11 protein-coding genes and 1 pseudogene are annotated in these 11130 nt (G+C 68.6%); 3 read left to right on the top strand and 9 right to left on the bottom strand.

Features of this window, described 5'->3' with window-relative positions; translation table 11 throughout:
- The 5 genes and pseudogenes from MIC448_RS12730 to MIC448_RS12750 form a co-directional block, all read right to left on the bottom strand.
- Nucleotides 1–546: pseudogene (locus MIC448_RS12730) on the bottom strand (transcriptional regulator); the annotation flags it as partial.
- A complete protein-coding gene (purE, locus tag MIC448_RS12735; protein WP_036300365.1) occupies nt 543–1010 on the bottom strand; it encodes a 5-(carboxyamino)imidazole ribonucleotide mutase in 468 nt (155 codons plus the stop codon). The gene purE and the pseudogene MIC448_RS12730, both read right to left, overlap by 4 nt.
- Nucleotides 1011–1203: 193 nt before the next feature.
- Nucleotides 1204–2337: a 5-(carboxyamino)imidazole ribonucleotide synthase gene (locus tag MIC448_RS12740; RefSeq protein ID WP_036300348.1), complete on the bottom strand. Its 1134-nt coding sequence runs from the start codon at nt 2335–2337 to the stop codon at nt 1204–1206.
- Between the two features lie 100 nt (nt 2338–2437).
- Nucleotides 2438–3019: a PH domain-containing protein gene (locus MIC448_RS12745; protein ID WP_051513818.1), complete on the bottom strand. Its 582-nt coding sequence runs from the start codon at nt 3017–3019 to the stop codon at nt 2438–2440.
- Between the two features lie 81 nt (nt 3020–3100).
- The gene (locus MIC448_RS12750; protein WP_036300350.1) at nt 3101–3913 is read right to left on the bottom strand and encodes a biotin--[acetyl-CoA-carboxylase] ligase; all 813 of its coding nucleotides are present in this window, start codon (nt 3911–3913) and stop codon (nt 3101–3103) included.
- A 233-nt stretch (nt 3914–4146) separates the two neighbouring features.
- On the opposite strand from MIC448_RS12750, the gene MIC448_RS12755 reads away from it, so the two are divergent.
- From MIC448_RS12755 to MIC448_RS12765, 3 genes are all read left to right on the top strand, one after another.
- Nucleotides 4147–4974, top strand: coding sequence for an endonuclease domain-containing protein (locus MIC448_RS12755; protein ID WP_036300352.1), 828 nt, complete (start codon nt 4147–4149; stop codon nt 4972–4974).
- Between the two features lie 208 nt (nt 4975–5182).
- On the top strand, nt 5183–6787 hold the full coding sequence (locus tag MIC448_RS12760; RefSeq protein WP_036300354.1) for an acyl-CoA carboxylase subunit beta: 1605 nt from the start codon (nt 5183–5185) through the stop codon (nt 6785–6787).
- Nucleotides 6784–6999, top strand: coding sequence for an acyl-CoA carboxylase subunit epsilon (locus MIC448_RS12765; protein WP_036300355.1), 216 nt, complete (start codon nt 6784–6786; stop codon nt 6997–6999). Before MIC448_RS12760 ends, MIC448_RS12765 begins: the two co-directional genes overlap by 4 nt.
- A gap of 257 nt (nt 7000–7256) precedes the next feature.
- On the opposite strand, the gene MIC448_RS12770 is transcribed toward MIC448_RS12765, so the two are convergent.
- From MIC448_RS12770 to MIC448_RS12785, 4 genes are all read right to left on the bottom strand, one after another.
- Complete coding sequence (locus MIC448_RS12770) at nt 7257–8285, bottom strand: hypothetical protein (RefSeq protein ID WP_036300357.1); 1029 nt, start codon at nt 8283–8285, stop codon at nt 7257–7259.
- Nucleotides 8282–9652, bottom strand: coding sequence for a hypothetical protein (locus MIC448_RS12775; RefSeq protein ID WP_051513821.1), 1371 nt, complete (start codon nt 9650–9652; stop codon nt 8282–8284). The genes MIC448_RS12770 and MIC448_RS12775 overlap by 4 nt, the downstream gene beginning before the upstream one ends.
- Nucleotides 9642–10304, bottom strand: coding sequence for a response regulator transcription factor (locus tag MIC448_RS12780; protein ID WP_036300359.1), 663 nt, complete (start codon nt 10302–10304; stop codon nt 9642–9644). The genes MIC448_RS12775 and MIC448_RS12780 overlap by 11 nt, the downstream gene beginning before the upstream one ends.
- A gap of 9 nt (nt 10305–10313) precedes the next feature.
- Nucleotides 10314–11130 (bottom strand): 23S rRNA methyltransferase (locus MIC448_RS12785; RefSeq protein WP_036300361.1); only part of this gene is annotated, 817 nt, incomplete at its 5' end.

The raw sequence follows: 11130 nt of genomic DNA on the forward strand, positions 1-11130 counted from the left end.
GGGCGCAGGGGCGGGACCGCCGAGGCCGAAGATCGAGCCCAGCGTGCCGCGCGTCGTGCCGACGAGATCCGCGGCGTACAGCGCACCGCCCGACGTCAGGACGAGCAGTCCCGCGAGGACGGCCGAGACGCCCACCCGTGCGATGGGGCGGAGCTTGACCAGCCGCACCAGGCGGAAGGTGTCGATCGCCAACACGACCCAGAGGGCCGCATAGCCGACAAGCAAGCCCTGGATCAGCAGCAACGCGATCCCGTTCGTTGCGATCCAGTACACCAGGAAGGGCCACAACATCGCCGCGACCGCGGTCAGGATGAGCACGGTCCACAGGAACAGCGTGGCTCCGAGCGCAAACCGGCCGAGCCGCTTGCTGCCGGCCAGCACCTGGGCGGACCCGGGGACCAGCACGTTGAAGATGACGAGCCACCACGCGCGCCTGCGCATGTAGTCGGCTGACCCCGAGTCGGGGTACCGAAGCGGCAGCTGGTTGACGATCGGCGGCAGGGACGGCGCTACGCGCGGCAGCCGGGTGGGAGCTGCGATGCTCACAGCGCGTCCTTCAGCCGCCGGTTCTTCTCCTCGACCTCGGCCTCGAGGCGGCGGGCGTAGTCGTCGAGCGAACTCGCGAGGGCGGGGTCAGAAGCGCCCAGAATACGTGCGGCGAGCAGTCCCGCGTTCTTCGCACCGCCGATCGACACGGTCGCGACGGGGATCCCGCCGGGCATCTGCACGATGCTGAGCAGGGAGTCGAGCCCATCGAGGGTCGCGAGCGGCACGGGCACGCCGATGACCGGAAGAGTGGTGACAGAGGCGAGCATGCCCGGCAGATGAGCGGCGCCGCCCGCGCCGGCGATGATGACACGGATGCCTCGGGCCCGCGCTTCGCGACCGTACGACATCAGCTTGTCGGGCGTTCGGTGGGCGGAGACGACCTCGACCTCGTGTGGGACAAGCAGGTCCGTCAGGATCTGGGAGGCGTCGCTCATGACGCGCCAGTCGGAGTCGGAGCCCATGACGACGCCGACGATGGGCGCGTCGGAGGAATGCAGCGGCCGGGTCACCCGACCAGGCTAGGCCCCACTCCTGCAAGAATGCCGTTCCGCCGCGCACCGGCCTGGGATGTCCCACCTTTTCACCTCAAAACGGCGTTTGGGGTGAAAAGGTGGGACATCGAAATGTATGGCGGGGTGCGGGGGCGCGGGGCGCTCAGTCGAAGTGGGCCGCGGCGGCGCGGGCTTCGTAGGCGACCTCGTCCAGCTCCTCGCCCGCGGCGTTGATGTGTCCGACCTTGCGCCCCGGTCGAGGCTCCTTGCCGTAGAGGTGAATCTTCGCGCCCGGATGCGCCGACATCGCCGCGGGGACGCGTTCCGCGAGTCCCCCCTCAGCGGGACCGCCGAGGATGTTGACCATGACCGTCCAGGGAGCGTGTGGGGTCGTCAGGCCGAGCGGCAGGTCGAGGACGGCACGCAGGTGCTGTTCGAACTGGCTCGTGAGCGCGCCATCCTGAGTCCAGTGACCGCTGTTGTGCGGGCGCATGGCGAGTTCGTTGACGAGCAGGCGATCGTCCGTCGTCTCGAACAGCTCCACCGCGAGCATGCCCGTCACGCCCAGCCCGTTGGCGATGTCCCTCGCCATATCGGCCGCGACATCCGCCAGGCGCGCACCGGCGCCTGGCGCGGGGGCAACGACCTCGGCACAGACCCCGTTGCGCTGGACCGTTTCGACGACGGGATACGTGGCGACCTCGCCGCGGGGGCTCCGAGCGATCTGCTGCGCGAGCTCGCGTCGAAAGTCCACCAGTTCTTCCACCAGCAGATCGCCACCCCGTGCGTCTTCGGCGAGCGCGGCAAACCAATCCGCGGCCTCCGTACCGTGTTCGACGACGCGAACGCCCTTGCCGTCATAACCACCGCGCGGGGTCTTCACGACGGCGCGACCGCCGTGTTCGTCGATGAACTGCTGCAGGGCATCGGCGTCCGACACTGCGGCCCAGTCGGGCTGCGGCACCCCGAGCTCGGCGAGACGCGTACGCATGCGGATCTTGTCCTGGGCGAATTCCAACGCCGCAGGTCCCGGATGCACCGCGACACCAGCCTCGAGCAGCGCGTGCAGGACAGGCTGCGGAACGTGTTCGTGGTCGAACGTGACGACGTCAACGTCGCGGGCGAACGCGAGAACCGTATCCGCGTCGCGGTAGTCGCCGACCTGGGTCGCGGCGAGCGCCGCCGACATGCCTTCCGCCTCAGCGAGCACCCGGATGTCGATGCCCAGCTCGACGGCCGGCGCGATCATCATGCGGGCCAGCTGGCCCCCGCCGACGACTCCGACGCGGTATGTCATGGTCTTCCCCTCGCAGGTGGTTGGACGTGCGCCTCCATCCTTTCACCGGAGCGCACGAATCGCGGGCCGCCCTGTTCGGCGGTCCATCGATGCTGCCGGCTCAGGCAGGGAGCGGCGGACGAGGCGGGGCGGCCATGGATTCATCACTCGCCATGCCCTGCGCGTCGCGGTGCGCCAGGATCTGGCTGACCTCGATCTGATCGGCGAGCACCTCTTGCAAAAGGACGACGTCGGGAACGTTGACCAAGCGCAACGGCTCGTCGACCCCGTTGCTCAAGATGATCGTTCCGGCCCGCCACATCCGCTGGATGGGACCGCGGCGGAGGCTGATCGTGTAGCCCCGTGAGTGCAACAGCTCCCGCGCATGCCGAGACAGCACCCCGCGGCGGGCGATGACGCGGCGCGTCGTGATCGTGTAAGTACGACTAGCCCAGACGATCCAGGGCAGCACGACGAGAAGAAGCACGACCGCTCCGGCGGCGGCGAGAAGCATCCAATTCTCGAACGGCGCGGGAAGGTTGTCGTAGAACCACCCCGCGGCGCCTGCGACGGCCACGACGACCAGTGCCGACCAGCCCAGGCGCCGGGCACTTCCCCGCGTCCGCGCGACCAGCCGCTCGGGCGCGGCGGTGCCGGGCGGCGGCGCCGGCAGGCGATTGCCGTACGTCGTCGGCTGGGTCATGCGCTCATTCTGCCGGTCGTGGGCGCGGGATGACGCATCCCACGCGGCTGCACGATCAGCGAACGTGAACGACGTCGCGGTTCACCGGACGTGCACGACGTCGCCGGCGACGACGGATGTCTCGTCCACCCCGTTGCGGACGACGAGTTCGCCGTGCGGCCCGATCCGTACCGCCTCGCCGACGAGTTCGGTTCCGTCCGGCAGATGGACGCGCACCGAGCTGCCGATCGTCCCGCAGAGCGCCTCGACCTCGTCGTGCACGCCTGAGCGCGACGCGTCGCCATCTTCCATGAGGAGAGCGCCTACGAGCTCGCCGAGCGCGGCGAGGTAGTCGGCAAGGAGCGTGTCGAGCACCGATGGGGTGACGGTCATGCCGAGCACCGCGAGTGATGTCGCTGTGGGAGTCGGCAACTGTTCGGCGGTCATGGCCGTGTTGACGCCCGCGCCCACCACGATCGAAGCCTGCGCACCGGGCGCGACTTCGGCGAGGATGCCACAGACCTTGCGACCATCGACCAGCACGTCGTTGGGCCACTTCATCCGCACCGTGTGCGTGTCGCCGAGCGGCGCAGAGAGCTGGCCCGCGACGGCGCGAGTCAGGGCCGCCCCCGCGATGAGCGGTATCCAGCCGCGATCCACCGGCCGGAGGCCTGAGACGTCGAGAACGACCGAGATCGCCAATGCGCTGCCCGCGGGCGCTTCCCAGGTCCGCCCGCGACGACCGCGGCCATCCGTCTGGTCATCGGTGACCAGCACCGACAGGTTCGGCCAGGCGCCGGGATCAAGCGTGTGATCCCTGACCAAGTCGGCGTTCGTAGATCCGGTGCGGGAGACGACCTCGACGCGCGTGGCGACGGTCGCGGCGGCGGGAAAGTCGAGGATGTGCAAACCCATGCCGCCAGGTTAGGCGTGCCACGCGGCGCAGCACCGCAAGAGGACTTCGGCGCGGCAAGAGGAGCATCCCTACCCCAAACCCCTTCCCGCACCCCGAACTCCTCCTCCCACGCTGTCGCGAGCTTCCCCGCGCCGTTGTCCACGCTCCCTCCCCCGCTCCGGGGAGCGCACAGTGTCCCCCGTTTCGCACCCGACAGACGCTCACATCGCAGAGCGATTGCAACTATGTGGGCATGGATCTTCAGTTGTGGCTCAGGAAGCGCGGCGGGTGGGCGCACCGCTCCGATGCGATCGAGGCGGGATGGACCCGCTATCGCCTCGAACAGGCGCTGCGCTCGGCGCTCATCATGGTCACGGCGCGACAGTGGCTGCATCTTCCGGGCATCGACGACGACCTCCGAGCGGCCATGAGCGCGAGCGGACGAGTGACGTGCGTCTCCGCGGCACGGATGCTGGGACTCTGGATTCCTCATCCGCCCGACCGCCTGCATCTCGCCGTTCACCCGCACGGCGGGCGGGACATGTCTCGCTTCGTGGCACACCGCAATCTCGGGCCCGTCCGGGCTCTCCCACGATCGCCGCTGGATGCCATCGAGAACGTCCTCGCCCGCGTGGCGACCTGCCAGCCGCATCTTGAAGCGCTGGCGATCTGGGAGTCGGCGATCAACAAGCGCCTCGTAACCGTCGCGCACCTGCAGGCGGTCGACTGGACGACGCACGCCGCTCGAGCACTCGCATCCGAAGCCGGCGGCGCCTCGGACTCCGGGCTCGAGACGCTCGTCGTCCATCGGCTCGCGAGGCTCGGCGTCCACGCCGTGCAACAGGTCCCTCTGCTGGGCCACGACGTCGACCTTCTCATCGGGCAGCGACTCGTCATTCAACTCGACGGATTCGCGTACCACCAAGCCGCACAGCGCCGGGCCGACATCGCGCATGACAGGCGCCTGCGCCTCGCGGGATACACCGTGCTGCGCTTCGACTACATCGAGGTCATGGACCGCTGGCCCCTGGTCGAGCGACAGATCCTCGCGGCAGTCGCACAGAACCTGCACCTCGCATGAGGACTTCAGCCCCGCGAGAGGAGGATGCGGGTCCGACATTCCTCATCTCGCGCCGAAGTCCTCCCGCGGCGCCGCGCAGGGCCGCGAACGACGTTTCCGAGAGGCGGGCGTGAGAAGAGGGCGAAAGGGGTTGCACAACGGATGCTCTGCGTCATTGTGCGAGACCGTCAACCGTGCGAGCGCGGGGGGCCCGGATAGAGTGAATCGCGTGAGTCATGAGCCCGACCTGTCCACCGCCGGCAAGATCGCGGATCTGCGCGCCCGATACGACGAAGCGGTGGTTTCCGCCGAACTCGTCGCGCGCGAGAAGCAGCACGCGAAGGGCAAGCTGACTGCCCGCGAGCGCATTGAACTGCTCGTCGACACGGGCAGCTTCGTCGAGATCGATGAGTATGTGCGCCACCGCACGACCGCCTTCGGGATGGATAAGTCCCGCCCCTATGGGGACTCGGTCGTGACCGGGACGGGCACGATCCACGGTCGCACCGTCGCGGTGTACGCCCAGGACTTCCCCACGTTCGGCGGATCGCTCGGCGAGGTCGCCGGCGACAAGATCATCAAGGTGATGCAGCTCGCCCTGCGCGGAGGGATGCCGATCATCGGCATCCTGGACTCGGGTGGTGCACGCATCCAGGAGGGCGTCGTCGCCCTCGGCAAGTACGGCGAGATCTTCCGCCTGAACACGGCGGCATCGGGCGTCATCCCGCAGATCTCGCTCATCATGGGTCCCGCCGCGGGCGGCGCCGTCTACTCCCCCGCACTGACAGATTTCGTCATCATGGTCGACAAGACCAGCCAGATGTTCGTCACCGGCCCCGACGTGATCAAGACCGTCACGGGCGAGGACGTCGGGATGGACGAGCTCGGCGGCGCGTACACCCACAACACCCGCAGCGGCGTGGCCCACTACCTCGCCGAAGACGAGGACGACGCGATCGACTATGCGCGGACCCTCCTCGGGTTTCTGCCGGACAACAACATGACGGACGTCCCGATCTACGAGTCCGGATTCGAATGGGAGACGACGGATGCCGATCGCACCCTGAACACGGTCATCCCGGACTCCCCGAACCAGCCGTACGACATCCACCAGGTCATCTCGAAGCTCGTGGATGCACCCTCGGGTTCGGGCGCCGGCGACTTCCTCGAGGTACAGCCGCTCTTCGCTCCGAACATCGTCATCGGGTTCGGTCGGGTCGAGGGTCGCTCCGTGGGCATCATCGCGAACCAGCCGTCGCAGATGGCGGGCACGCTCAACATCGACGCCGGCGAGAAGGCCAGCCGTTTCGTCCGGTTCTGCGACGCGTTCTCGATCCCGATCCTGACTTTGGTGGACGTGCCCGGATACCTGCCCGGTACAGACCAGGAGTGGACCGGAGTCATCCGTCGCGGCGCGAAGCTGCTCTACGCCTACGCCGAGGCCACCGTTCCGCTCGTCACCGTGATCCTCCGAAAGGCCTACGGCGGCGCGTACATCGTGATGGGCTCGAAGCAGCTCGGGGCCGACATGAACTTCGCCTGGCCGAGCGCCGAGATCGCCGTGATGGGCGGGCAGGGCGCGGTCAACATCCTGTATCGCGGTGAGATCAAGCGCGCTGAAGAGGCGGGCGAGGATGTCGCAGCCGTCCGCACGCGACTCGCGAACGAGTACACCTACAACGTCGCCTCACCGTTCCTCGCGGCCGAACGAGGCGAGCTCGACAGCATTATCGAACCCGCCTCGACCCGAGTGATGGTCGCCAAGGCGCTGCGGTCGCTCCGGACGAAGCGCGCCACGCTACCTCCCAAGAAGCACGGGAACATCCCGCTGTGAGCTCACCCGAAGACGTCTCGGTCGAGGTCCTCCGCGGCTCCCCCGACGAGCAGGAGCTCGCCGCTTTGCTCGCCGTCGTCACCGAGGCGTACGTCCGAGAGGCGGACGCGGTCGTCGCGGAGGACGACGCGGGATCGTCGGCTTGGGCCCGGAGCGCTCGAGGGCTCCGTCGACCCCTCGAGCGCGGACTGCCCTGGGGCCGCTCGAGCTGAGCGAGCGGATCGCACCCCGCTCATCGAAAACCCTGGAAAACCGGGAAAACTGTCCCCCAAAGTACCTACAGACACGGATTTCGGCACCGCCGCATACTTGTCGTGCGTGACACGCTCATGCGTATGGCCGTGACCCCCGATTCTCGGGACAACGGCTCCCGCGGACGATTTTCGGGTAATCGTTCCGCAACGGAGAGGGGCGGGCGACTTCGCCGCCCCTCTCCTCTCATGGACAGGTTGCTGCGGAGTCCGTGGTGTCAGCGTCCCGGGTGCCGGATCTCACGCCACAGGTCGACCGAATCTTCATCGGTCTGCTCCACCACGAGGCGTCCCACAACCGTGACCGCGACGTTGTCATCGGGGGACGTACGGATGATGATCCTGTTCGATTGCGAATCACGCAACGCCTCGGCGAGTTCCGCACGGATCTGGCTCAGATCATGGTCGGGCACACCCTCGAGTCCGCCCTCGTCGAAGACGCTCACCTGCGCGCCCCGACGTCGCGCCGCATCGATCTCGGCGCGCACACCGTCATCGAGCAGACGGGGTCCGCGCAGCTCGTCGCGGAGCCGCGCCTCGGCCATACCCGCTTCGCGACGCTCGGATTCGCTCAGCAGCCCGTGCATGGCGATGACGCGTGCGAGAACCGGTCCGCCGACCGCCAGGGCCCGCTGGAGTTGAACCCGACGTTCGCGCTCGCGTCCCTCCTGCGCGGCTTCCCACGCGGAGGTGACGGCCTGCAGCTCGGCCAGCTGGTCGGCGTCACGCTCGGCACGATCGATCAGGAAGACCAGGAGGTGCGCCACCCCGACCCAGACGATCGAGCCGACGAGACCCTGGCTGAGCGCCTGAACGGGCCCCATCCAGATCATCGAGCCGATCGAGAGCAGGACGGTGCCGGCCCAAGCGATCCAGGTTCTGCGTCGCACCATCAGCACGACCATCAGGGCGCCGCCGCCCCCGACGTACCACGTGCCGTAGGTCGCCGTTCGTGCGACGCCCTCAGCGTCGGCAACCGCGAAACCCGTCATCGAGGGAACGATCGCGACCGTGACGAGCGCGACGACAGCTGCCCAGAGCGGCATCGGCTCGCGGGGAGAGTCTGCCCCGGCCACGGGACGCGGGACCGCGAAGATCGTCACGACCGTCGCCGCGAGGTAGAGGATCAGGCCTGCAACGAGGAATCCGGGCCGCTCAGGGGGGTCGGTCGTCCAGAGCACGCCTCGCGCAGCCTGGTACATCGCGAAGGCCAGCGCGAGCGCGGCGAGCACGGTACGGACGGTCATCGTCGCACCTCTCTCCAGCGCAGCGTCACGGTCGTGCCGTGGGGGCCGGAATCGATCACGGCCTCTCCGTCGATCGCGGCAATGCGGGCGAGGATCGAGGCGCTGATTCCGAGACGGTCGTCAGGGACCGCATCGACATCGAAACCCGGGCCCTTATCCGACACCACAACTTCGACGGCCGCCAGACGTTCGTCGCTCTCCACGACACTGCGCGCCGCACCTTCGACCTGATCCGCATCGACACGCGTCGCGTCTGCGTCCGACTCGGCCTCGGGATCGGTGGGACGACGCACGATCGCCTCGAGCCCGACCCCGTCGGCGTGCTGGATCGCGTTGGCCGCCGCCTGCGTCGCGGCCCGGATCATGGCGGCGGCGACTGCCGGCGGCACCTTCGGCTCGCCTTCCGCGGCCTCGACGCGGACCTGCAGCCGGAGCCCCAAGTCTGCGAGGGAGGCCTGAATGCCGCGAGCGAGTGCCTTCATCGTCGTCGGCTGGGGATCGATCCCGCCGCTCGGGGTGCCCGTGTCCGCGAGACCCTCCAGCGCTTCGCGTGCCATCGACATCGCGAGCGATCGAGCACGGGGGCCATCCGCTCTCTCGGCGGCGATCAAGGCGGCCAGCACGCTGTCGTGCATGAGTGCGGAGACGGCGACCCGCTCCTCTTGTGCGGCCTGTGCTTCTGCGGCCTGGGCGTAAGCGGCGACCGTGCGGGCGCGTTCCCGATCGACGCCGGACGCCATCCGCCGGAAGATCGTCACGAGCGTCATGAGCAGGCCGCCGAGGATCAGCGAGTACGGCACCTCGAAGACCGCGGCAAGCAGAAACTCGGGCTCGAAGCCGCCTTGCCAGATCCGCACGAAACCGTAGATCAGCGGCGTAGCGATGGTCCACGCGAGTTGGAGCGGAAAACGGAAGGCGATGACCGCGGCGATCGTTGCGACGTTGATCAGGTACCACGGCCACGGTTCGGGCGTAGCCGTCGGCACGGATCCCGCCGTCGCGAGCGGCCAGATCGCCAGCATGACGACGTAGATCACGGCGAAAGCGCCGGTGGCCACACGAGCGGTTGCCCGGAAGAAGCACGCACCGCACATGATGATGAGCGATCCGAAGACGATGGTCAGGAGCGGAATGGTCCAGCCGGGGCGAAGCCCCGCGTTGTTGCCGAGAGCGATGAAGAACGCCTGGATGCCGAGGACGAAGCATCCGACCGCCGCCGCGATCGCCGCGATCCGCTCGATGCGGCGACGTGTGAACGTACCCTGCCAGGCGGAGGCCAGTCTGCCCTGAGGGATCTGGCCCCACGCGCGATCCCACGCGACCGTCGTCTCTGTCGCGGCGTCCGCGGTGTCGATGTCAGGCGACACCGGATGGATCCTCCGACGGCTCGACGATCCCGTCCTCCATCGCCCGGCGCAGCAGGTCGACCTTCGTCGGTGCGGGCCTGCCCACTTCGACGTACTTGACGCGCACCCGGGTGATGTTCTCTTTCGCGGTGGAGTACGCAACACCCAGTCGATCGGCGACCACCTTGAGCGGCAACCCCGCTGCGTAGAGCCGCAGAACCTCACGCTCGCGAGCCGAGAGCTGGGCGTCAGCGAAAGCACGATCACCGTCGACGGCACTCGCCCACTCGACGTTGTCGAGGTGCTCCCCCGCCGCGACGGTTCGGATTGCTGCGATGACGTCGCCGATCGGGGAACTCTTGCTGACGACGCCGGCAGCGCCCGCCATGAGCGCCTCGCGAACGGCAGCTGGGCGATCGGCCACGGAGTGGATGATCACGCTCGACCCATCCGAGACCAGGCGGCTCACGTTGCCGGTCGCCGTGGTTCCGTCTCCGAGCGTCAGGTCCAACACGACGACGTCGGCCGGAGCGGAGCGTGAACCGGTGCGCCACGCCAAGTACTGGGCGACGGTGGCGCCCGAGAAGACCAGATCTTTGCCCGCGCGGGCCAGCGCTGCTTCGAGTCCCAGGCGTACGGATTCGTGATCGTCGATCAGGGCAACCCGCGTCATGGGGACAGCCTAGCGGCGGGAGGCGGCGGAATCCGTGGCGGCGCGGGCCCCGTCTCTGTCGAAGACGGCGATGGCCTCGACATGGTGCGAATTGGGGAACAGATCCAACGCTCGCAGGTCACGCAACTCGTACCCCTCGGCCTGGAACGTCGCCGTGTCTCGCGCGAGCGCCACCGGATCGCAGGCGACATAGATGACGGTGCGGGGTGCCAGCGCCGCGATGGCTTGCACGACACCGGCCCCGGCGCCCGCGCGGGGCGGATCGAGAAGGACGGTCGCCTCCCGGTACGCGTCGGAGAACGATCCACCTGCGCCGGATGCCTCGGCCACCTCCGCCGAGAGGAACCGATCGACGCGCGCCGTGATCGCCTCGGCATTGCCCCAATCGCGCAGGTTTCGCGCCGCATGATGGGTCGCACGGGAAGCCGACTCGACCGTCGTGACGCGGGTCGAGGACCCGCCGACCTCGCCCATCACAGCGGCGAACAGGCCGACCCCGCCGTAGAGGTCGAGGTTCGCTGCGTCCGGATCGAAGCCCGTGCTCACGAGTGCTTTCGCGACCGCATCGGCGAGCGTCTGCGCCGCGAGACGATGGACCTGCCAGAAGCCACCCGCGTCCACACGGAAAGACCGGCCGCGCGCCGTTTCGACGATGACCTCGTGCCCCGCGGTATCCGCCCCTCGACGGGGTCCGCCGCGTGCGCCCCGGCGCGGGCGCGAAGCATCCGTCCGCTCGATGACGCGGACCTGCCCGTCCGACGGCAGAACGAGATCGACGCGGTCGCCCCGGCGAGTGCCCAACGCCAGGGCCGCCTCGGCGAGGGCC

Source organism: Microbacterium sp. C448, from assembly GCF_000582705.2.
GTDB classification, from domain to species: Bacteria; Actinomycetota; Actinomycetes; order Actinomycetales; family Microbacteriaceae; genus Microbacterium; species Microbacterium lacus_A.

Bases quoted from the DNA above. Each gene is read 5' to 3' on its own strand.
- MIC448_RS12780 (WP_036300359.1), bottom strand. From the start codon at position 10,304: ATGACGCGGGTTGCCCTGATCGACGATCACGAATCCGTACGCCTGGGA.
- MIC448_RS12750 (WP_036300350.1), bottom strand. From the start codon at position 3,913: ATGGGTTTGCACATCCTCGACTTTCCCGCCGCCGCGACCGTCGCCACG.
- MIC448_RS12740 (WP_036300348.1), bottom strand. From the start codon at position 2,337: ATGACATACCGCGTCGGAGTCGTCGGCGGGGGCCAGCTGGCCCGCATG.
- MIC448_RS12755 (WP_036300352.1), top strand. From the start codon at position 4,147: ATGGATCTTCAGTTGTGGCTCAGGAAGCGCGGCGGGTGGGCGCACCGC.
- purE (WP_036300365.1), bottom strand. From the start codon at position 1,010: ATGGGCTCCGACTCCGACTGGCGCGTCATGAGCGACGCCTCCCAGATC.
- MIC448_RS12770 (WP_036300357.1), bottom strand. From the start codon at position 8,285: ATGACCGTCCGTACCGTGCTCGCCGCGCTCGCGCTGGCCTTCGCGATG.
- MIC448_RS12745 (WP_051513818.1), bottom strand. From the start codon at position 3,019: ATGACCCAGCCGACGACGTACGGCAATCGCCTGCCGGCGCCGCCGCCC.